General features: G+C 45.8%; 20 protein-coding genes and 1 pseudogene. 5 read left to right on the top strand and 16 right to left on the bottom strand.

Annotated elements, in window-relative coordinates:
* Window positions 1-50: 50 nt before the first annotated feature.
* From cysK to crr, 4 genes are all read left to right on the top strand, one after another.
* Window positions 51-1,019, top strand: a complete 969-nt coding sequence (gene cysK, locus ACHFJ9_RS12055; RefSeq protein ID WP_005382045.1) for a cysteine synthase A — start codon at window positions 51-53, stop codon at window positions 1,017-1,019.
* A 301-nt stretch (window positions 1,020-1,320) separates the two neighbouring features.
* The gene (locus ACHFJ9_RS12050; RefSeq protein ID WP_005382043.1) at window positions 1,321-1,578 is read left to right on the top strand and encodes an HPr family phosphocarrier protein; all 258 of its coding nucleotides are present in this window, start codon (window positions 1,321-1,323) and stop codon (window positions 1,576-1,578) included.
* Between the two features lie 140 nt (window positions 1,579-1,718).
* A complete protein-coding gene (gene ptsI, locus ACHFJ9_RS12045; RefSeq protein WP_005393100.1) occupies window positions 1,719-3,443 on the top strand; it encodes a phosphoenolpyruvate-protein phosphotransferase PtsI in 1,725 nt (574 codons plus the stop codon).
* Between the two features lie 121 nt (window positions 3,444-3,564).
* A complete protein-coding gene (gene crr / locus ACHFJ9_RS12040) occupies window positions 3,565-4,074 on the top strand; it encodes a PTS glucose transporter subunit IIA (RefSeq protein WP_005382041.1) in 510 nt (169 codons plus the stop codon).
* 80 nt (window positions 4,075-4,154) lie between these two features.
* Here crr and ACHFJ9_RS12035 read toward each other — a convergent pair.
* From ACHFJ9_RS12035 to ACHFJ9_RS11960, 16 genes and pseudogenes are all read right to left on the bottom strand, one after another.
* A pseudogene (locus ACHFJ9_RS12035) lies at window positions 4,155-5,278 on the bottom strand (flagellin).
* Window positions 5,279-5,394: 116 nt separating this feature from the next.
* Window positions 5,395-6,528: a flagellin gene (locus tag ACHFJ9_RS12030; protein ID WP_005393103.1), complete on the bottom strand. Its 1,134-nt coding sequence runs from the start codon at window positions 6,526-6,528 to the stop codon at window positions 5,395-5,397.
* Between the two features lie 669 nt (window positions 6,529-7,197).
* Complete coding sequence (locus ACHFJ9_RS12025; protein WP_006743025.1) at window positions 7,198-8,352, bottom strand: flagellin; 1,155 nt, start codon at window positions 8,350-8,352, stop codon at window positions 7,198-7,200.
* 423 nt (window positions 8,353-8,775) lie between these two features.
* On the bottom strand, window positions 8,776-9,969 hold the full coding sequence (gene flgL / locus ACHFJ9_RS12020; RefSeq protein WP_005393113.1) for a flagellar hook-associated protein FlgL: 1,194 nt from the start codon (window positions 9,967-9,969) through the stop codon (window positions 8,776-8,778).
* 13 nt (window positions 9,970-9,982) lie between these two features.
* Entirely contained in the window at window positions 9,983-11,923 is a 1,941-nt protein-coding gene (flgK, locus tag ACHFJ9_RS12015; protein ID WP_012842055.1) for a flagellar hook-associated protein FlgK, read from the bottom strand.
* 159 nt (window positions 11,924-12,082) lie between these two features.
* Complete coding sequence (flgJ, locus tag ACHFJ9_RS12010) at window positions 12,083-13,009, bottom strand: flagellar assembly peptidoglycan hydrolase FlgJ (RefSeq protein WP_046874278.1); 927 nt, start codon at window positions 13,007-13,009, stop codon at window positions 12,083-12,085.
* Between the two features lie 16 nt (window positions 13,010-13,025).
* On the bottom strand, window positions 13,026-14,117 hold the full coding sequence (locus tag ACHFJ9_RS12005; RefSeq protein ID WP_006743028.1) for a flagellar basal body P-ring protein FlgI: 1,092 nt from the start codon (window positions 14,115-14,117) through the stop codon (window positions 13,026-13,028).
* Window positions 14,118-14,160: 43 nt separating this feature from the next.
* Window positions 14,161-14,940 carry a flagellar basal body L-ring protein FlgH gene (gene flgH / locus ACHFJ9_RS12000; RefSeq protein WP_006743029.1) on the bottom strand — a complete coding sequence of 260 codons (780 nt, stop codon included), beginning with the start codon at window positions 14,938-14,940 and terminating at the stop codon, window positions 14,161-14,163.
* A gap of 30 nt (window positions 14,941-14,970) precedes the next feature.
* A complete protein-coding gene (gene flgG / locus ACHFJ9_RS11995; protein ID WP_005382032.1) occupies window positions 14,971-15,759 on the bottom strand; it encodes a flagellar basal-body rod protein FlgG in 789 nt (262 codons plus the stop codon).
* 18 nt (window positions 15,760-15,777) lie between these two features.
* Window positions 15,778-16,527, bottom strand: a complete 750-nt coding sequence (gene flgF, locus ACHFJ9_RS11990; protein WP_005382031.1) for a flagellar basal-body rod protein FlgF — start codon at window positions 16,525-16,527, stop codon at window positions 15,778-15,780.
* A gap of 289 nt (window positions 16,528-16,816) precedes the next feature.
* The gene (gene flgE / locus ACHFJ9_RS11985) at window positions 16,817-18,130 is read right to left on the bottom strand and encodes a flagellar hook protein FlgE (protein WP_005393123.1); all 1,314 of its coding nucleotides are present in this window, start codon (window positions 18,128-18,130) and stop codon (window positions 16,817-16,819) included.
* 30 nt (window positions 18,131-18,160) lie between these two features.
* On the bottom strand, window positions 18,161-18,871 hold the full coding sequence (gene flgD, locus ACHFJ9_RS11980; protein ID WP_005393125.1) for a flagellar hook assembly protein FlgD: 711 nt from the start codon (window positions 18,869-18,871) through the stop codon (window positions 18,161-18,163).
* A 17-nt stretch (window positions 18,872-18,888) separates the two neighbouring features.
* Window positions 18,889-19,302, bottom strand: a complete 414-nt coding sequence (flgC, locus tag ACHFJ9_RS11975) for a flagellar basal body rod protein FlgC (protein WP_005393132.1) — start codon at window positions 19,300-19,302, stop codon at window positions 18,889-18,891.
* 5 nt (window positions 19,303-19,307) lie between these two features.
* A complete protein-coding gene (flgB, locus tag ACHFJ9_RS11970; protein ID WP_005382026.1) occupies window positions 19,308-19,703 on the bottom strand; it encodes a flagellar basal body rod protein FlgB in 396 nt (131 codons plus the stop codon).
* Window positions 19,704-20,010: 307 nt separating this feature from the next.
* Window positions 20,011-20,838, bottom strand: a complete 828-nt coding sequence (locus ACHFJ9_RS11965) for a protein-glutamate O-methyltransferase (RefSeq protein WP_005393137.1) — start codon at window positions 20,836-20,838, stop codon at window positions 20,011-20,013.
* Window positions 20,839-20,849: 11 nt separating this feature from the next.
* Window positions 20,850-21,776 (bottom strand): chemotaxis protein CheV, encoded by a 927-nt coding sequence (locus ACHFJ9_RS11960; RefSeq protein ID WP_005382022.1) that lies wholly within the window; start codon window positions 21,774-21,776, stop codon window positions 20,850-20,852.
* A 76-nt stretch (window positions 21,777-21,852) separates the two neighbouring features.
* Between ACHFJ9_RS11960 and flgA the strand changes: the two genes are divergently transcribed.
* Entirely contained in the window at window positions 21,853-22,599 is a 747-nt protein-coding gene (flgA, locus tag ACHFJ9_RS11955; RefSeq protein ID WP_005393139.1) for a flagellar basal body P-ring formation chaperone FlgA, read from the top strand.
* Window positions 22,600-22,605: the final 6 nt, after the last annotated feature.

The raw sequence follows: 22,605 nt of genomic DNA, 5'->3' as shown, positions 1-22,605 counted from the left end.
GCATATTCTTCTATCCATATTCACACAACGTGTAATGAAGGAACATCACTATGAGCAAAATCTACGAAGATAACTCTCTTACTATCGGTAATACACCTCTCGTTCGTCTAAACAAAGTAAGCAAAGGCAAAGTTCTCGCGAAAATTGAAGCGCGTAACCCTAGCTTCAGTGTTAAGTGCCGTATCGGTGCAAACATGATTTGGGAAGCAGAGAAAGCGGGGCTTCTTAAGCCAGGTGTAGAGCTTGTAGAACCTACCAGTGGTAACACAGGTGTTGCTCTAGCATTCGTAGCGGCCGCTCGCGGTTACAAGCTAACATTGACCATGCCTGAATCAATGAGCCTAGAACGCCGTAAGCTACTTAAAGCACTGGGCGCTAACCTTGAGCTGACTGAAGCGGCGAAAGGCATGAAAGGGGCGATTGCTAAGGCAGAAGAAATCGTAGCAAGCAACCCTGAGAAGTACCTACTTCTTCAACAATTTGACAACCCAGCGAACCCAGAAATCCACGAGAAGACTACGGGCCCTGAGATTTGGGAAGCGACAGACGGTGAAATCGACGTATTCGTTGCTGGTGTTGGTACGGGCGGTACTATCACAGGTACAAGCCGTTACATCAAAGGTGAAAAAGGTAAAGCCATCACTTCTGTCGCAGTTGAGCCAGCAGAGTCTCCAGTTATTGCACAAGCACTTGCTGGCGAAGAAATCCAACCTGCTCCGCACAAGATCCAAGGTATCGGTGCTGGTTTCATCCCAGGTAACCTCGATTTAGACATTATTGACCGCGTTGAACAAGTCACCTCAGAAGAAGCGATTGAGATGGCTCGTCGCCTAATGGAAGAGGAAGGTATCCTAGCTGGTATCTCATCTGGTGCGGCTGTTGTTGCAGCCAACCGACTTGCAGAACTCCCTGAATTTGAAGGAAAAACAATTGTAACCGTTCTACCAAGTTCCGGTGAGCGTTACCTAAGTACAGCACTCTTTGCTGGTATCTTTACCGAAAAAGAGAACCAACAATAATATGTGTTCAAATCAATTTTTAGTTTAAAAAAGCCCCGTTTAGGGGCTTTTTTGTTGATCCCTGCCCTACCTTTGGTAATATCAGGGTGTTTTATTTCTAGCTTCAAAATAAAGAAGCAAGAACACAAAAAGGTTTCAAAGTGATTACGCACGCAAACAGTTGCGTAGTTACCAAACTTTTGACTAGTATCAGAACTGACGCGCTTTGAACTCTTCCCGTGCTAGCGCACAAGATGTAAAGCAGTTAAGCTAAAATCTAGTCACAAACTAACAAAAAAATACATTTATTGGGGTATATCACATGTACGAGAAGCAAGTAGAAATCACAGCAGAAAACGGCCTTCACACTCGTCCAGCTGCACAGTTTGTTAAAGAAGCAAAAGCATTCGACGCAGACATCACTGTGACTTCTAACGGTAAAAGCGCTAGCGCTAAGAGCCTATTCAAACTACAAACACTAGGCCTAGTAAAAGGTACTCAAGTAACTATTTCTGCTGAAGGCCCACAAGCTCAGCAAGCAGTTGACCACCTAGTTGCTCTAATGGACCAACTACACTAATCCGGTCTCCTACTCCAGAAGCCATTTTGTGAAAGCAAAATGGCTTCGTTGGAAATAGGCTCAAAACTAAGCTAAAACTATTCGTTAGCGCACCCATTATTCTCCCGTTTTATAAAGTTGACCAAACTTAAGGTAAGGCTATGATTTCAGGCATCCTAGCATCTCCTGGTATTGCAATCGGTAAAGCACTACTACTTCAAGAAGATGAAATTGTCCTAAACACAAACACTATTTCTGACGATCAAGTAGAAGCTGAAGTTCAGCGTTTCTTCGACGCTCGTAACAAATCTGCAGCTCAGCTAGAAACTATCAAGCAAAAAGCGCTTGAAACGTTTGGTGAAGAAAAAGAAGCGATCTTTGAAGGTCACATCATGCTTCTTGAAGACGAAGAGCTAGAAGAAGAGATCCTAGCACTTATCAAAAACGACAAGATGACTGCGGATCACGCTATCCACTCAGTTATCGAAGAGCAAGCATGTGCTCTTGAGTCACTAGATGACGAATACCTAAAAGAACGTGCAACTGACATCCGCGATATCGGTTCTCGTTTTGTGAAAAACGCACTGGGTATCAACATTGTTTCGCTTAGCGACATCAATGAAGAAGTTATCCTAGTTGCTTACGACCTAACGCCATCTGAAACGGCACAAATTAACCTAGACTACGTACTTGGTTTTGCTTGTGATATCGGCGGTCGTACATCTCACACTTCAATCATGGCTCGCTCTCTTGAGCTTCCAGCTATCGTTGGCACTAACGACATCACGAAAAAAGTTAAGAATGGCGATATGCTGATTCTTGACGCGATGAACAACAAGATTGTTGTTAACCCATCAGAAGCTGAACTAGAAGAAGCGAAAGCGGTTAAAGCGGCATTCCTAGCTGAAAAAGAAGAGCTAGCGAAACTGAAAGACCTGCACGCAGAAACGACTGACGGTCACCGTGTAGAAGTTTGCGGTAACATCGGTACAGTGAAAGACTGTGACGGTATCCTCCGTAACGGCGGTGAAGGTGTTGGTCTGTACCGTACTGAATTCCTATTTATGGACCGTACTGCGCTACCAACTGAAGAAGAACAGTACCAAGCGTACAAAGAAGTTGCAGAAGCAATGAACGGTCAAGCTGTGATCATCCGTACTATGGATATCGGCGGCGATAAAGATCTCCCATACATGGATCTTCCAAAAGAGATGAACCCATTCCTAGGCTGGCGCGCTGTACGTATCAGCCTGGATCGTCGTGAAATCCTTCGTGATCAGCTACGTGGCATCCTACGTGCGTCTGCACACGGTAAACTGCGTATCATGTTCCCAATGATCATCTCTGTCGAAGAAATCCGTGAGCTTAAGAAAGCGATCGAAGAGTACAAAGAAGAGCTACGCGCTGAAGGCCACGCATTCGACGAAAACATCGAAATCGGTGTTATGGTTGAAACTCCTGCTGCCGCAGCGATCGCACACCACTTAGCGAAAGAAGTATCTTTCTTCTCTATCGGTACAAACGACCTAACTCAGTACACGCTAGCGGTAGACCGTGGTAACGAGATGATCTCTCATCTTTACAACCCACTATCACCAGCAGTACTAACCGTGATCAAGCAAGTTATTGACGCTTCTCACGCAGAAGGTAAATGGACTGGTATGTGTGGTGAACTTGCAGGTGACGAGCGTGCAACGCTTCTACTTCTAGGTATGGGTCTGGACGAGTTCTCAATGAGCGGCATTTCAATCCCTAAAGTGAAGAAAGTAGTTCGTAACTCTAACTTCGCAGAAGTGAAAGCAATGGCTGAAGAAGCCCTTTCTTTACCAACAGCTGCAGAAATCGAAGCAGTGGTAGAAAAGTTTATTGCTGAGAAAGCTCAGTAATCGGTAGTACCAAGTAATTCAATACTTAATGGCCATTAGACGGCGAAAAAAGTCGTCTAATGCGCTATATTGGTATACTATAATTCGACAGAATAAAACCAAACCTTAGGAGCATGACACAATGGGTCTGTTTGACAAACTTAAGAAGCTTGTATCTGATGACAGCGCTGACGCTGGTGCTATCGAAATCATCGCGCCACTTTCTGGTGAGATTGTAAACATCGAAGACGTGCCAGATGTTGTTTTCGCTGAGAAAATCGTTGGTGACGGTATTGCTATCAAGCCAGCAGGCAACAAAATGGTAGCTCCTGTAAACGGTACTATCGGTAAGATCTTCGAAACTAACCACGCATTCTCTATCGAGTCTGACGACGGTGTTGAGCTTTTCGTTCACTTCGGTATCGACACAGTTGAACTAAAAGGCGAAGGCTTCACGCGTATCGCTGAAGAAGGTCAAACTGTTAAAGCTGGCGACACTGTAATTGAATTCGATCTAGCTCTTCTAGAAGAGAAAGCGAAGTCAACGCTAACTCCAGTTGTTATCTCTAACATGGACGAAATCAAAGAGCTGAACAAGCTTTCTGGTTCTGTGACTGTTGGTGAAACTCCAGTTCTACGTGTAACTAAGTAATTTTTACTTAGCCGAACACGAAAAAACGCTGCCATTGGCAGCGTTTTTTATTACCTGAAGTTTATGCTTTCTTACCAGATTCAACTGAGTAGACCAAGTGCCGAGCTCGGCCTTTGTTTTGCCTGAGCCAATAACGCAGTTGTCGCATCTTTGAGCACTGAGAACGCACCATTTCCGTAGATTCTCTTGCGAAGTCTGTATCTCTTATTCGACTCTTGGATTCCGTAACACTCCGATTCACGGTATTTAAGTTATCCACCGAACCATTTACACGATTCTGAAAGCTGCCAATTTCACTTCGGTGCGAATCAACGTACTTGATCGCTGCATCAATCACCCCAATTGAAAGCTGCGCCTTACCAGCCGTCGACATATCGATGTCATCCATTGTGACTAATTGACCAGTGCTTATATCAAGCTCATCCGCTAAACTGCCTTCTAACTCCACTCCTTCTGGCGTATTCATCGTAGAGGCAAAGAATTGCAGTTCATTGTTTTCCGTTACTGAGGCACTCACTACCGATTGTTGAGCATTGATGTAAGTGGCGACCTGTTCTATGCGATCACCCAATTTGAGCCCAATGGATTCCGTTTGGGTTTGCCCTTTACTGTCTTGGTATTCGACTTTTAGAGTTTCGTTATCTTTAGTGACTCGCCAATCTTTATCGACCGCATCACCAACATAATGCTGCCCTCCCATCTCTGGGATATGGCTACGCATATTACGTAACGTCAAAGAGATTGAATTAGCGTTCGCTCCAATATGGAAACTTTGTGAACCGTAAGATCCATCAAACAGGTTTTTATCCGCAAATGTTGTCGTGATCGCGACACGATCAAGCTCATCCTGCAGCGCTACGACCTCGTATTGGATGCTTTGTCGGTCACTGGTATCGTTACTACCATTTGCCGCTTGAAGCCCTAGAGAGCGTAACCGTTGCAAAATATCACTGCTCTCATGTAACGCGCCTTCCGCGGTTTGCGCGACCGAATAAGCATCGTGCGCATTTCTTAAGGCGACATCAAGCCCTCTCGTTTGCACATGGAGAGTATTGGATATCTGTAAACCTGCCGCATCATCACTCGCCGAGTTAATTCGAAAACCAGAAGTCAGGTTGCGTTGTGATTCGACGTTTTGCGCTGCCGCTTGACTCAAGTGTCTCTGCGCCACCATCGCGGCAACATTGGTATTTAAAGAGACCATCTAATCGATATGAGTGCCTTGTCGAACATCCTGTTGGGACGCATCTAAACGTTATAGCCGATAAGCAAAAAAGCCAGGGATGAGCCTGGCTTTTGTATCTTGTCTTATTAAGGTGCTTAACCTAGCAAACTTAGCGCTGAGTTTGGCGCTTGTTTCGCTTGCGCAAGGATTGAGCTTGACGCTTGCGATAGAATTTGTGACTTGGTCATTTGAGTCGTTTCTTTCGCGAAGTCAGTATCTTTGATACGGCTCTTCGACGCGTTCACGTTCTCGTTAATGTTGTCCAAGTTGCTGATTGCATGGTTGAAACGGTTCTGGAATGCACCCAGCTCTGCGCGGTGGCTGTCTACGTATTTCAGTGCCGCATCGATGATAGCGACAGATTCTTGTGCGCCACCAACTGAGGTTACGTCGATAGTATCTACCGTCACTTTTTTACCTTCGCCCAAACCCAGCTCGCCAGATAAGCCGCCTGAAAACTCGACTTCGCCTTCGACTTTGTTGTTGCCAGCAAAGATTTGCAGTTTACCGTCTTGGTCTACTGAGGCTTTCACTAGGTCAGTTTGACCGTTAATGTAAGTCGCAAGCTCTTCGATATCATCACCTGCTTTTGCGCTGATGTTGATTTCTTGCTCTTGACCGTAGCTGTCCGTTAGGTTGATTTTTAGGTCGTTCTTACCTTCAGCAACGTTCCAGTCTTTACCTTTACCACTTTCAGCTTGGTAACTCACACCGCCCATCATTTTGTTGTCTGAACGCATGTCTTTTAGCTCAAGCATCACGGCTTCACCGTTATCCGCACCGATTTGGAACGATTTCGCGCCGTGTGTTCCGTTTAGTAGCTTGTTACCACCGAAAGAAGTGGTTTCTGCGATACGGTTTAGTTCGTCGTTTAGCGCGGTCACTTCTTCTTGAATCGCCACACGCTCTGATTTCGAGTTTGAACCGTTTGCTGATTGTAGAGACAAATCACGCATACGTTGAAGAATGTTAGTGGTCTCGTTCATTGCACCTTCAGCGGTTTGTGCAATTGAGATACCGTCGTTCGCGTTGCGAACCGCCACATCCAAACCACGGCTTTGTACGTTCAAACGGTTCGAGATTTGTAGACCCGCAGCGTCATCTTTTGCGCTGTTGATTTTGAAACCCGAAGACAAACGCTCCATAGAAGTTTGTTGAGCTGAGTTTGCGTTGTTTAGGTAACGCTGAGCCGTCATCGCTGATACGTTAGTGTTTACATTCACTGCCATGGTGATTTCTCCAATTGATTTTCCGGTATAGCGGTTTCCGACGTCTCGGAAAACCAAGTAGTTCTCTCAAAGTTACCCCTATTAACGACACCAAATTCAGAAGCTTTAGAAAAAAATTTAAAAAAATAACATTGCGAGATTTGGCTAAAAAAATTGAAGAAAAGTAAGAAAAAGTGCTCAAGTTTCCACAAATCGAGCCGAGTGGGCCAAATTGTATAGAAAACCAGCAAAAGGAAACAGTTGAAGGTAAGTTCGCAGACGATAGACGTGAGAATTAGAAAAGAAAAAGCCCCTTTTCCTTTGAGAGAACTGGGGCTAGGTTGGTCGCCAGAGCCTATGTGGAGATCAAGAGAAATGAACACATTTCCGGCATACCGAGTGCAACTTTACATTGAAAATGATTGGCAGGTGAGAGATGAGAGAGCCGCTCATTCTATTATAAAGTTGCTTGCCAAAAGCCTGCATTCCCATCCACGTCTGAATGTATTGAGTACAGGCTAGAGGATACCAATCGTAGTAAATAACTGCTCACCCTAGCTTGCTAAAATACTCGATAACTACGTTAAAGTTTTTGAATGTAGAATAACTACTTATCGAAAAACTTTGCCTCGTTCTCAAGCATTTTATCTACGCTATTTCTGAACACTTATTCACTGTGATTGGTATAAACTACTGCAATAGTGACATTGCAGAGTTTGGCAACTGTTTCGCTTGAGCAAGAATCGATGTACCTGCTTGTTGCAAAATTTGTGCTTTGGTCATTTGCGTGGTTTCTTTCGCAAAGTCCGTGTCTTTAATTCGGCTGTTCGACGCGTCAACGTTTTCTTGGATGTTTGCCAAGTTGTTGATGCTGTGACTCAGACGGTTTTGCTTCGCACCCAGATCCGCACGTTGTGAATCCACGTATTTCAGTGCCGAATCCAGCACAGAGATAGCGTTTTGAGAACCTTGTACGGTTGTCATATCAATATCTTGTACTGATGTTCTAAGAGGTTCATCGCTCAAACCAAGCTCAGACGCCAATCCACCCGAGATTGAAATCTCACCCTGAACGTTTGGATGTGCAACAAAAACTTGTAACTTGCCATCTTCACTTACAGACGCGTTGATCATATCAGACTGACCATTAATGTACGTAGCAAGCTCTTCGATGTCGTCACCTGCTTTTGCATTAATGTTGATTTCTAGATCATCGACATTGCCGTCTTCGTCTTCACCCATACCTGGCAAAGTGATTTTTAGGTCCGATTTAGCAGGGTCAACGCCCCAATCTTTATCTTTACCGTTTTCCGATAAGAAGGTCACACCGCCCATGCGAGTATCGTCCGCACGAATGCTGGTTAGCCCCATGATCATTGCTTCACCTGAGCTCGCACCAATCTGGAATGCCGCTTCACCGAATGAGCCGTTCAATAGACGACGGCCACCGAATGACGTGGTTTCTGCGATACGGTTTAGCTCGTCAATCAATGCCATTGACTCTTCGTTGATCGCCTGACGCTCAGCCGGAGAGTTAGTACCGTTCGATGATTGAATAGCAAGGTCACGCATACGTTGCATGACAGATGTTGCCTCATTCATCGCACCTTCAGCGGTTTGTGCAATCGAGATACCATCGTTCGCGTTACGCATTGCGACATCTAGACCACGAGACTGTGCAGTTAAGCGGTTAGAGATCTGTAGACCTGCCGCATCATCTTTTGCACTGTTAATCTTATGTCCTGAAGATAAGCGCTCCATCGACGTATTTAATTCGTCAGTCGCTTTGTTTAGGTAACGCTGCGCGGTCATCGCGGAGACGTTAGTACTAACTGTTACAGCCATTTTGCTCTCCTTTTGAGTTCGCAAGCTTTTGCGAAGCGGCCAGCTTTACTCTCATTTGGATAAGCACTGACCGTAAAAATTACTTGCTAAATCTGCCTTAAACGCAGGGTTTAGAATCTCTAAATCTGTTCTGATATTTTCAATACAATTTGTGTGCCAACTTATAAAATTTATTTCACCGCTTTTAAAAGAAGCGCATAAACAATAAGTTAGCGTTATCACTAAACCATTTCCGGATAATGAGGCTCATCTTGCTTCATAGATATTGACCGCTACTTTGTTGCCGCCCGACTTGCCTCTCGCGTCATTGCCGCTTTGGGTAAAATCGTGCCGCATAGCATGACTCTTAATTTACGTCGATTTATCGCACTTAAGGCTTTGCACATAAGGCATCAAAAATCAGACAGTGTGTCTTAAGTCAGACTAAATATAGTTAAACAGAGTTAGATCTTTGGTCTTACCGAATGCTTGTTGCGATGCCTGTAACGCTCGCGAGTTTTCACTGAACTCGATAACGGCTTTAGAGTAATCCAAATCCTCAAAGTTGCTCTTCGCTTTCGCCAGAGACAAATTAAAGTCTTCGTGGTTTTGCTCTTGGATATCGAGCGTGCTCAATCGAGCGCCAGCATCAGTACGCGCTTTATTCAAATGGATAAAAGCAGCGTGAAATTCTTCTGTCATTTGGTGCAATTTGGCGGTCGCCGACGTATCCGACACCGATTTATCTGACCACGCCATTGCATCCTTGAAGGTATCGAAAATGCTGAACTCTGCCCGCTTTTCGATCTCGATGCTATCGCCAGGCGTAATTTGACCTTTTACGTGCACTTTCAGGCCTTTGTACTCAATGCCTTTTTCTGGAGAAAACTCATCGGCATCCACGACTTTACCGTTACGCTCTAGTTGGTAACCAAATTTGCCGTTGTTCATATCGACAAATGTCACGCGATACGCCGCATCATCCTTCGTATCAACGTTAGTGGCTCTGTTTAATAGCAACTCAGAACCGTTTTGTAGATCGTAATTCGGCTGATAATCGCCAAATGGGTTTGGTATCTCCATAAACAGCTTGCTGCCAGGATCGTTCATTGGCATCTCAAGCATGCTGGAGACTTTCATTTTACGCTGGTAATCGTCTCCAGCGTACTGAACACTACCGTCTTTATCGCGATAGAATGGTTGGCTTTTTGGCTTAGTGCCAGCAAACACGTAGTTACCAGATTCATCTTGCGAATTCACTAAGTTAAGGAAGTTGTTCGCAATCTCTTCTAGCTCACGCTTCTTTGCTTGTCGGTCTTCCGCAGAAAACGCACCGTTAATCATCTCCATCGTTAAGCGCTTCGACTCGTCGGCAAAATTCTCTGCATTGGCGATATTAACTTCGTGGTTTTCTAGACGATTACGCACCAACACTATTGAGCTAAGGTATTGTTGTAGCTGTTCTTGTTGCTGACTAATATTTTGAATGTAATGCGACGCAAGGGGATCGTCGCTAGGTTTCAGTAACTTTTTCCCTGAAGCAAGTTGCTCTTGGTTATGGTGAACCTTATTTTCTTGACGACGCAAATCATTTTGTACGGACTGATAGTTATGGAAACTAGAAATTCGGGTTAGCACTTATCTCTTCTCCTTACCTCAGTTGTAAAATGGTATTGAAGGTGTCATTCGCCGCTTGCATCACACGTGATGAAGCCATGTACGCTTGTTGAAACTTCATCATGTTGGCCGCTTCTTCATCGAGGTTAACGCCAGAGATAGAAGCAACGCGCTCTTGTGCCGCCTCATGCTCTAAGCGAGCGACAGAAGCTAATCGGTTTGCTGTAGAAGATTTCAATCCGACTTCGGTATTGAGGTTGTGATAAACATCAATCAAAGTACTGGATTTTCCGTCCATCATCTTGTCTGTTTGGATCTTCTGCATTTTTCTCAAGTTGCCATTACCACCTTCCGAAGGCACCAAGTTAGCGGTGAACTTGTCATTCATCAGCGCACCTTCGCTCAGCTCAAATACAGTCGCATCGCCGTTTTTATACAGCGGATGGCTTTTCGGCACTGAGATTTCAATCATCGGGTTATCTTTGTCTAGCGGGTATGAGTATTTGTCCGATAGCAAATTGCCTTTGTTGTCCGTGATCTTTAACCACGGCTTATCATGCTTCTCGTCGGCTGGTTGTACGGTAACCTCAAACTCTTTAACATCCCCCGCCTCACGAATTTTAAACTTGGCGTTACCTTGGGCAAAAGTGGTTGAGGCTTCATAACTTTGTGCGGCAATAGCTTTTGCGTCATTGGTTTCCATCTTGATGATGGCTGCGCCACTTCGTGTTGGGCGCAATAATACGCGCTCACCAGCGGCAAGACCTTCACCGATTTGCACTTTCATACCATCCAGAACAAACGAAGAATCTGATTGATCAATGTTCAACGACATTTGCTCACCTTTCGGTGTTGTCACGCTATACTGGTCGCCATCATAACGTAGCGAATATTCACCACCTTTGATCGCTGAGATATCATCAATGTAAACCGCAACATCAGCTTGAGAGTCAGGCGCAGCAAAAACTCGAGATTTTGCCACCAGCTCAGAGTTCACGTCGGTAAATACGTCTTTACCTATCTTACCGTTAAGATCCAGACCTTGAGATTGCAGCTGATTAATTTTGTAGGAAAAGCCCGTCGCTAAACGGCCCATTTCATCCTGAAGTTGCGGAATGTGTTTGTCGCGCATTTCAAGCAAGGCACCGATTTTGCCATCCATGTCGTCAGACTTGATCGCTTTAATGCCATCCCCTTCCACCATTGCTAATCGTCTTTGGTGAACATCAGGATAGCCGTCAATCATTTTGAGCTGGCTTGCTTCCGTGCCAGAAACTAGCGTGTGTCCATTGCCGATGTGAACATTAAACCCTTCCGCATTTTTGCGTGGGGTGACGGTTACTTTGGTGTACTCAGATAGCTCAGTAACCAGCTTTTCATGCTGGTCCATCAAATCATTGTGTGGACCGGGTGTGCGCATCATTAACCGATGCACATCGCGGATTTCCAACGCAAGTTGGTTCACGCGTTCAATGCCCATATCCAATTTTTTATTGGTCACATCAGATTGCAATCGCACGGTTTCATGGAAGTCATTTAATGTATCAGAGAAGATTTTCGCCTTTTCCAATACCACTTTTCGTGCCCCCAAATCGTTCGGGGTATCTGCCATGGTTTTGACCGCATCGAACCACTCGTTCAAGTTCTCTGGAATTTTCTTCGATGCAACTGAGCTCAACATGCTAGAGAGCATATCAAGATTGTCTTGGGTATCCGTTTTGTTGGCATTGTTGGTTGACGACAAGTTCAGTTCATTCACGGCAAACTGATCCCACGAGCGGCGAACATTTTCCACATGCACACCCATGCCGTAGGTAGAGCCACCAAACATGCGCGGATCATTCGTACCTTGGATAACAGACTGGCGGCTATAACCCTCTGTATTAACATTAGAAATGTTATGACCAGTGGTGTTTAATTGTCTCTGAGCAGTAAGCACACTTTGAGTACCTACATTCAGAAGATCTGACGCCATACATGCCCCCAAAAACGAAATAAAATCGGCAAAACCGATCACCTAGACACATCAAAGCAAAAGGTGTGCCAAATAAAAGAGAGGTGTGAATGTTCAGAAAAAGTAAAGGCTTGCACTGTAGCAAGCCTTCGAAAACAACATGAACTGGCGAAGAGTAAATTACATACTTTCGATTTTCTGCTTCACCTGCAGGACTTTGTCTGCGTAATTCGGATCGGTCGCGTAACCCGCGCTGTGAATGCCGCGAATGAAGGACTCTGAATTCCCTCGCTGTTGCAATGCTGTCTCGTAACGTGGGTTGTCATTTAAAAAGCGCACAAAATCATTAAAGCTGTCTTCGTAATTTGAGTAGGCGCGAAACGCTGCCGTCTCTTTCACTGGCGTATTATCGTGGAACTCTAGCGTTTGAGTCGTCACTTTGTCACCCTGCCAGCTTCGATCTGCTTTGATGTTAAATAAGTTGTTGCTGCTGCCACGCGCGTTCTTCACGACCTTTTGTCCCCACCCGGTTTCCAAAGCCGCTTGCGCAAGTAGCAGAGATGGCTCGACACCTAGGGCTTTCGCGGCTTTCTCCGCGTATGGCTTCATCGAGTTAACAAAAGATTCTGGCGAATCGAATCGAGTTGGTTCATTGCTTGGTCGAGATAGCTGACCAGATTCAATCAAGCGCTGTTCAATCTCACGCGCTTTTTTCGGGTCAACACGACGATATTCCACGGCATTATTTGCCGCATCACGCATTGCAGTTTCACTCTTGTCGTTACCTTGCCCAGCCGTTAATTGCTTAACAATCATATCGGCCAAGCCCATTGAACCAGACGAACTGAGCTCGCTCGCCATCTGCTCATCCAGCATTTGTCGATAGAACTTCTCGTTCTGGCTGTTCATCATGTTGGACTCAAAGCCCTCATTGGCTTCTCGCATGGATTTCAACATCATGGAGGTGAAAATAGATTCGAACTGACGAGCCGCTGCACGCAGTGCTTCTTGCTCGCCATCTTTACCTTCCTTCACTGCTTTTTGACGCAAGGTATCCAGCGAACTGATGTCATGAATAAAACCAATGTCGTTAGGATTGTTCATTATACCTACCTCCTAACCATTAAATGATGATCAACTGGCCTTCAATGGCACCAGCTTGTTTCAATGCTTGCAAGATAGCCATCAAATCCGACGGCGCTGCGCCGACTTGGTTAACGGCACGGACCAAATCATCCAACGTTAAGCCTGGCTCGAACTTAAACATCTTGCCCTGTTCTTCGCTGACTTCGATATCCGAGTCTGGCACGACAACGGTTTGCCCACCAGAAAAGCCGTTAGGTTGGCTAACATTCAGGTTTTCTTTGATTGCGACCGTCATTCCGCCATGGGTTACCGCAGCAGGTTTAAGGCGAACATGTTTACCAACTACGATGGTACCCGTGCGAGAGTTAACGATGATTTTGGCTGCGCCATCTGCTGGGTCGAATTCTAGGTTTTCAATTGCCGATAAGAACGCCACACGCTGGCTGACATCACGAGGGGCACGTACACGTACCGACGTCGCGTCTACTGCACTCGCCATTTGTGGGCCAAGGAAGTTGTTTACCGCATCCGCCATACGTTGAGCCGTTGTGAAGTCTGACTCAAGCAAGTTGAACGTGATGTAATCGCCACGACCAAATGGGTTTGGAATTTCGCGCTCTACTGTCGCACCACTAGAGATAAGACCAACGGTTGGATTGTTACCTACGATTTTGGAACCGTCAGCACCTTCAGCACTGAAACCGCTCACTACTAAGTTACCTTGAGCAACCGCGTAAACTTGACCGTCTAAGCCTTTCAAGAAGGTTTGTAGTAGCGTACCACCACGCAAACTTTTGGCACTTCCGATGGAAGAGACTGTCACGTCTACTTGCTGACCCGGTTTAGAGAAAGGCGGCAACTCTGCCGTTACCATGACTGCAGCAACGTTTTTAATTTTTGGCTTTGTGCCCGGCGGCATCTGAATGCCGAAGTTTTGCAGCATAGCGGCGAAACTTTGCTCCGTAAACGGGTTCGCTTCGCCTGTGCCAGGTAAGCCTGAAACCAAACCATAACCCACGAGTTGGTTGCTTCGTACACCTGCCACTTGCGCGACGTCTTTGATACGTGCAGCTTGGGCAGCGGTAGAAAACAGAGCAACGCTCATCAGTATTAAAAGGAGTTTTTTCATGCTTACTTATCTCTTGCAGTCAAATTGCCGTCAGCACGGCGTGTTATAGCGCTACATTAAAGAATCGTGCCAAGAAACCCGGCTCTTGCATATCTTGTTGTACACCGGTGCCAGAATACTGAATTCTTGCGTTAGAAACGCGATTTGATGCAATGGTGTTGTCGAAACTAATGTCATCCGGACGAATAGTGCCACTTAAACGTATGTACTCATCACCCGTATTTAGCGTCATCCACTTCTCACCGCGGATCACGAGGTTGCCGTTTGCCAGTACTTCAATCACCTCAACAGTGATGTAACCACTGATGCTGTTACTCTGCTTAGCAGAAGAGTCACCCGCAAATGAGTTTGAGTTATTTAAGTCATAAGAGAAATTGTATTTGCCACCAATTTGCAGCTCTTCTCCGCCCACTTGAAGCGGGTCCATTTGCGCTTCATTGGTTTTCGATAAATCGGCATTGGCGCTTTTCGTGGCGCTGGTAGTCTCATCCAGTGTCACGGTAATAATGTCGCCAATACCACGTGGCTTGGAATCGTCGTAAAGATCGGTAATGTGCTCGGCGCTAAACAGTGAGCCTGTTGCAGCAGCATAATGCTCAGGTTTCTTTTTCGGATGAATCGGAGCCCATGCAGGATCACCCGCAACCGGATCGCTTCTGCCACGCAGTGTATCCACGATACCGCTGCTCTCTTCTTTCGATTTATCGCCTTCTACCGCGTCAACCACTGTCGTTGCTTGTGTCACTTCATCCGTTTCAATCGGCTCTAACATGGCACAACCCGACATCGTGGCAATCAAAGCAAGTAGACAAATACGTTTCATCGTGAGCTCCTCAATTCTTGCTCTTAACCGTTATAACTGCTGGTTAACGAAGCTCATCATCTTATCGACTGACGAGATCACTTTTGAGTTCATTTCGTAAACGCGCTGGGCTTCGATCATGTTGACCAACTCTTCCGTTACATTCACGTTAGACGCTTCCAGCATGGATTGACGGATTTCACCCAAACCGTCCAAACCAGGAACACCTTCTTGTGGATCACCACTGGCACCCGTTGGTAAGTAAAGGTTCTGGCCAATTGGCTCTAGGCCTCCTGGGTTAACAAAGTCTGTAATGGTTAGCTGACCAACGACTTGGTTGTCTTGCTGACCACGGACTCGAACCGATACTTCACCATCCGTACCGACAGTGATAGAAATCGCATCTTCTGGAATCACAATTTCAGGTTCTACAGGGTAGCCAGAACCCGACGTGACTAACGTGCCTTCACCATTTAACGTGAACTGACCGTTACGGGTGTAACCGATGTTGCCATCCGGCAACGTCACTTGGAAGAAGCCGTCGCCTTCAACCATCATGTCCAGTGCGTTGGTCGTTGTCTGCGCATTACCATGCGTGTGCACTTTTTGCGTCGCAACCACTTTAGAACCCGCACCTAGCATCAAGCCACTCGGAAGCTCAGTGTTCTGAGATGATTGGCCGCCAGGCTGGTTGATGTTCTGATAGAACAAATCTTCGAATACCGCACGGCTCTTTTTGTAGCCGACAGTAGAGGCGTTCGCCAAGTTGTTCGAAATCGTGGCAATGTTGGTTTGCTGGGCGTCTAGACCTGTTTTACTTACCCATAGTGCTGGATGCATAGTGAACCTCTAACTCAGTTAACTCATACGAAGCAGTGAATCTGAAGATTTATCCATTTCTTCAGCTGTGCTCATCATCTTGACTTGCATTTCAAACTGACGCTGTAAGTCAATCAATGCTGTCATTTCACCTACGGCATTCACGTTACTGCCTTCAATCGCTCCTGTCTGGAGGCTAACAGTAGCGTCTGCTTCGTAAGGTTGGTTTGGAGTTTTATGGCGAAATAAGCCATTGGTGTCTTTAAATAAGCTTTGATCATTAGGCTTAACAAGCTTGATGCGATCAACCGCTTGGAATTCTTCCGCCGGGGCACCTTGAGGAAGCACAGAGATGGTGCCATCACGACCAATTTCAATTTTGGAGAGAGGAATAGGCAAAGTAATCGGCGCATCGTTTTCACCCAGCACCAAATGACCACTTGCGTTGGTAAGCATGCCATTTTGATCGACTTTTAGGTTACCGTTACGGGTCAACCCTTCTTTACCCGTGTGATCGAGTACCGATATCCAGCCGCTGCCTTCAATAGTCACATCCAGATCACGCCCTGTTGTAATCACGCTACCTTGAGCAAAGTTATGCCCTGGACGCTCTGTCATGCTGAACACACGTGAAGGATGGCCTTCACCATAAGCCTGCATTGAGCGAGCCTGCGCTAAATCCGCACGAAACCCTGTCGTGCTTACGTTAGCCAAGTTATTAGCACGCAATTGTAGTGCCTGCATATTTTGCTTGGCCCCACTCATTGCGAGAAACAGTGCGCGATCCATAAATTACTCCAAAAACTTCTCTGTACACGGAGTAAAAGCAATAGTTATGCCAACATAAAATGAGCTTATTTATCAAATATTTAAATAAGAAACAAAAGATTAAGAGGGGTTTCAGTGGCAGAAAACTGCAACAAGGGGCAAGGTTTTGATCCACATGGCGGCAACGGCGGCAAATCAGAGATCAAAGCATGCTTAACCTGAACTGAGGTATTTTCAGGCTAAGCATCAGATGAATGTCATGATGTTATCAAGCCAAGCGGCGAAAGCTCGCCTAACTTGATGATGCAGATTATCGGATCTGCAGGATATTTTGTTGTAGCTGGTTGTGCACTTCTAGCGAACGTGAGTTTGCTTGGAAGTTACGCTGAGCAGAAATCAGGTCCACCAGCTCCTGCGTCATATCAATGTTTGACTGTTCCAGCATACCGTTGTTGATGGTGCCAAAAGAGCCTTTGTTAGATTCACCCCAAATCTTGTCACCAGAGAACTGAGTTGAATCCCATTGCGTACCGCCCTTCTTATCCAGACCTTGCTCGTTTGGAACACGTACTAGCGCGACACGACCCAATGTGACGTTTTCACCGTTTGAGTAAGTCCCCATTACGCTGCCGTTTTCATCGAAGTCAACTTTGGTTAGGAAACCCGTTGTTGCACCGTCTTCATCGAACTTAGTCAGTTCGAACGGAGCAGCAAACTGTGTTGCCGAGCCTAAACCGAAGTTAAGCGTCTGCGCAGGATCGGCACCATTCATATCGACTGGTGTCGTGTTCGTCGCCGGATCGCCTAATGCCACAGACGTAATTGGCTGACCATTGTTCAAGCTCGCCAACGTACCATCGTTGTTGAACTTCATGGTATGACCCACATGGCCTGTTGGCGTTTGTGCATCACCTGCCGCAACATTTAAAGGCTTTTCGCCTTCTTTATCTGTCACGGTGTAGTAAGTGTTCCACGTGTTTGGCTGAGTCTGATCTTTCAAGTAGTACGTCGTTAGCTTGTAAGACTGACCCATCGAGTCATAAATAGTCGAAGAGGTTGAACGGTTGTATGTATCTGGGTCTGAAAAATCAAACTGAGTCGGATCTTTCAAATCGCCGTTAGCTGGCAAGTTCACGCCCACTTCAATGTTTGCTGTTTGCTTTGGCTTACCAAATTCAGCAGGAATATTGATAGGTTGTGGCTCGTATGAAGAAACCTCACCAGAGCTTGGATCCACTTGGTAACCTAATAAGAACTCATCGTTCGCGGTCACCATGTAGTTTTCTTTATTTAAATGGAATGCACCATTACGTGTCAGTTCATTCTGTTGGGGAGTCAAACGCTCCTTCGCCACGGCGAAGAAACCTGTACCCGAAACACGCAGATCCATTGGGTTGTTGGTGTAAATGCTTGAGCCTTCATGGAACTGCTGCGCCACTTGGCTTGCTTGCGCACCACCACCCGGCGTGGTTTTTGCGTTAGTAAATAAAGAGTTAGAGTAAACATCAGCAAACTCAGCTCGGGACTCTTTAAAGCCGTACGTGTTGGCGTTCGCAATGTTGTTACTGGTGGTGTTCAAATCCAGTTGTGCGGCGGACAAACCGCTTAAAGATACATATGACATTCCAAAATCTCCTAATCTAGCGAGCTATGACTACGCTTTGCCAACTTCCAATACTTCTGCAAGTCGAACTGGCGATTCAAAACCAGCCAGATTGAGTAATACGTTTCCGTCACCTTTGCCGAGCAATACACTGTTTACGTTGGCATACGTCGATACTGGGAACTCTTGCGACTCCCCTTCAACCAAGCCAGACGCTTTCACTTTGTATTTGCCAGCAGGCAGTGGATTTCCGCTTTCATCTTTACCGTCCCAAAGCACACGCGTGTCGCCGGCTGGTTTCGCCCCTACCTCAAAAGTACGAACCAGTTGGCCAGCTTCATCCTCTACACGAACAAACAGATTATCGATAGATTGTGAAAGCTTAACCATTGCCGCCATTGGCGCGTCGTCCTGCTTCACACCTGCCGCTCCTGGGACCAATACGTCACGCCCTACCAAAGAGGAAGCTTGTAACGCTTGGTTTGATGTCATTGACGAGTTCAAACTCTCAAACTGAGTATTCATCTTGCCGATGCCATCAACGGTCGCAAATGAAGCCATTTGCGCAATCATCTGGTCATTACTTACCGGCTTAAAAGGGTCCTGTTGAGACAATTGCTTCGTGAGCAATGATAAGAAGTCTTCCTGCTTTAGGTCCTGCTTACCCGTGCTCTCTTCCGTCTTCTTGTTACTCTCTTGTAGACTTTTAAGCTGGTCGATATAGGACAAGCCGCTTTGACCAACGTTGTTAATTCCGGCCATACGCTACCTCCTTATCCTTATTGACCCATCTGCAGCGTACGCAGCAGCATTTGTTTACTAGAATCAGCCACTTGCACATTAGTTTGGTATGCGCGAGAAGCTGAAATCATGTTCGCCATTTCTTCCATTACATTCACGTTCGGCTTGTAGATGTAGCCTTCTTCGTTTGCAAGGGGATGGTCTGGGTTGTACTCCGCACTCAGCGGTTTATCGCTTTCTACAATACCCATCACTTTCACTGGCACCGTATCACCGCCACGCATGGCGTTACTTAACTCAGCACCAAACACAGCATGGCGCGCTTTATAAGTGTCTTTCGCAGAGCTGCTGACACTGTCGGCGTTCGCCAAGTTGCTTGAGGTAGTGTTCAGACGAACGGATTCAGCGCTCATTGCGGAACCTGTCACATTGAAAACGTTAAATAAGCTCATCTAAATTATTCCCCTTTGATTGCTTTGGTTAAGTTCTTGAATTTGCTGCCTAGAAAGTCGAGTGATGCTTGGTGTCTGATTTGGTTTTGCATAAACAAGTTACGCTCTAAATCCAAATCAACCGTGTTGCCATCACCCGTATCAGGTTGCGTAGGAAGACGATATAGCTTGTCCCCGACCAACGTTGTAGTGGCAGGAATATGCCGACCATCCGTACGACTAAGACCAATGCTTGCCCCAGATGTTGCCGCTTGTAATTCCTTCGCAAAGTCTAAACCTCTTGCTTTGTAACCAGGCGTGTTGGCTTGTGCAATGTTGGTGGAAATCACCTCAGCATTGCGCTCACGTACGCCCACCGTGTGCTGGTGGATGCCTAGTGCATTGTCAAAAGATATAGCCATGTTTGCCTCTACAATTAAGAACTGACCGTGATTGATAACCAAAAAGCAATTAGCATGCCAAAAACATAAAGCGCTCTATCTACTTAATAGCTATCACCCATTGGAATAGCAATAAGTGAGCCAAAGTGACTGGAATGTCATGTCGTTTCACCTTGTTCACTTAATAAAGATACACCGTGATGAGGGAACAAAGCAAAATCGCGCTTCAATTTAGCAAGTGAAAACGTGGAAACACTCGAAGGCAGGAAACCAGCAAACAAAAAAAGCCTGACACGAGGTCAGGCTTTTTATCAATGAAGAGATACCGCTATTTAAGCTTGTAAATGATACCCGGATTACAGCGCACCATTTCAAATTTATCAGTCAGACCAGTTAGCGACTCTGATGCCCCTAACAGCAGATAACCACCTGGGTTTAAGCTGCTCGCCATTTGGTTAAGCACTTTTGATTTCATTTCCGGTGAGAAGTAAATCAGCACGTTGCGACAAAAAATAATGTCGAACTTACCCATCAGTGCATAACTGTCCATCAAGTTTTGTGGACGAAAGTTCACCAAACGTTTGACGTTGTCTTTGACTTTCATACGGCCACCGTCCGCATCCTCAAAGAAGGTGCGGCGACGTTCTGGTGAAAGTCCGCGCCCTAGAGCCAAATTGTCATACACACCTGCACGACACATTTCGAGCATACTTGCTGAAATGTCTGTTGCTGTAATAGACACGTTTGGTAACAAACCCGGCTTGCGCTGTTGCGTTTCCAGAATCGTCATTGCAATAGAATACGGCTCTTGGCCCGATGAACTGGCTGCAGACCAGATCTTGATTGGGCGCTTGCTTGCCGCTACTTCTGGCAATAATTTGTCAGCTAAAACTGTGAACGGATAAGTATCTCGAAACCACAAGGTTTCGTTAGTCGTCATCGCGTCCACAGCGGCCACTCGTAATTCACGATTGCGCCCTGTAACAACATCACGTAGCAAATCTGATAACGATGCGAGCTTAAACTTCGTCACTAAAGGACTCAGTCGGCTACGCACAAGGTATTGCTTGCTATCACCTAACACGATGCCACATTGCGATTCTAGAAAACGGCTAAAGTCACGATACTCTTGATCACTGATTGTAATAGCAGTCATTAATGTCTCTTTTATTGTGTTAATGCAGATTTAACCGCGTTACCCAATTCATCTGGGTTAAATTTCGCAATGAAGGTATTGGCACCTACACGCTCAACCATAGCCTGGTTGAATACACCACTTAATGAAGAATGGAGGATAACATAAAGGTCTTTCAAATCGGCATGTCTGCGAATTTCAGCCGTTAAGGTATAGCCGTCCATTTCTGGCATTTCAATATCGGAAATAACCAACGAAATTTGATCGTAGATATTGCCTTCTTGAGCCATTTCAATCAACTTATTGTACGCTTCTTTGCCATCTTTGACAGATACGACCTCGAAACCGATTGATGTAATCGCACGCTCTACCTGTTTACGCGCGACAGTCGAGTCATCAGCAATCAATATACGGCGTACAATAGGCTTTTCTTGTTCTGCTTGCGCGATTTCTTCACCGATAGCGGAATCCATCGTTTCATCAACCGGCGCAATCTCTGCCAGGATTTTTTCAACGTCAAGGATTTCAACCAGCTCGTTGTCGATGTTTGTCACTGCGGTCAAGTAGTGCGCTTTACCCGCACCGTCTGGCGGTGGCAAAATCGCTTCCCAATGCATATTGATAATACGCTCAACCGATGATACCAAAAATGCTTGGATCGTACGGTTAAATTCTGCGATAACAACAAAACATTTATCCAGATCAGTGGTTGGGCGGCCACCAATTGCCAGGCTCAAATCAATAACGGACACGGTATGGCCGCGGATATGAGCGATACCTTTTACCAGCGGGTGTAGATTTGGCATTGAAGTCAGCTTAGGGCACTGCAGTACTTCTTTCACTTTGAATACGTTAATGCCGTAGCGCTGTCGGCCCATCAGTCGAAAGGTCAATAATTCCAATCGGTTCTGACCGACGAGTTGCGTACGCTGATTCACCGAGTCAAGAATCCCCGTCATATGCTCATCTCCATCTCAAACTTTTTGTTTTTAAATGATACTCTACCACTGGCAAGCACGATACCAGGGAGACAGTATGGCGTATTTCACTTTCACTTCGACACCATTGACTATGACAATATGTAGAGCGCTAATTACAAAGTACGCTAAGTCTATCGGCATTTTGCTCAGTATGTTTAGCTTTTTTGTTCATTCAGCTTCAGATAATCAGATCGAGCAAATAAAAACGGCAGCAGAACAACATATTCTTGCTACAGTTGATCAGCCTGATGGTGGCGAGCTATCTGTTAATGCGGCAGATATCGACTCGAGAATAAAAGCAACGGATTGCCCAGTGCCCCTAGATACGTCAGCTTCTTCCACCAGCAGTACTCGAAGCAACATCAATGTTCTAGTGGAATGCCCACCTGATGACTGGAAAGTCTATGTGCCTGTAAGGATCTCTGTATCGGTGCCAATGATCGTCGCAACACGAACACTAGGGAGAGGAGAAATCGTCAGCGCATCGGATGTCACCACTTCTATGATCGAGCTGCAGCGCTTTCGCAAAGATGGCTTTTCTAACTACGATCAAGTGGTTGGCGCAAAGCTAAAACGCAACGTTCGCTTAGGTGATGTTGTTGAGCGTAATGATGTCTGTGTCGTTTGCCGGAATGAAAAGGTCACAATTAAAGCGGTGAATTCTGGCATGACAATCACCACGCAAGGCACAGCATTGCAAGATGGTGCGGCTGGCGATCAAGTAAGAGTGAAAAATGATAAGTCACAGCGTATAATAGAAGGCATAGTGACTGGCATTGCGGAAATCACTGTTAATTTTTAACACCGA

The organism is Vibrio sp. D3 (genome assembly GCF_043995865.1).
Lineage (GTDB): Bacteria > Pseudomonadota > Gammaproteobacteria > Enterobacterales > Vibrionaceae > Vibrio > Vibrio diabolicus.
Note: the sequence above shows the minus strand (reverse complement) of the source record. Positions and strands in the feature narration are given on the sequence as shown.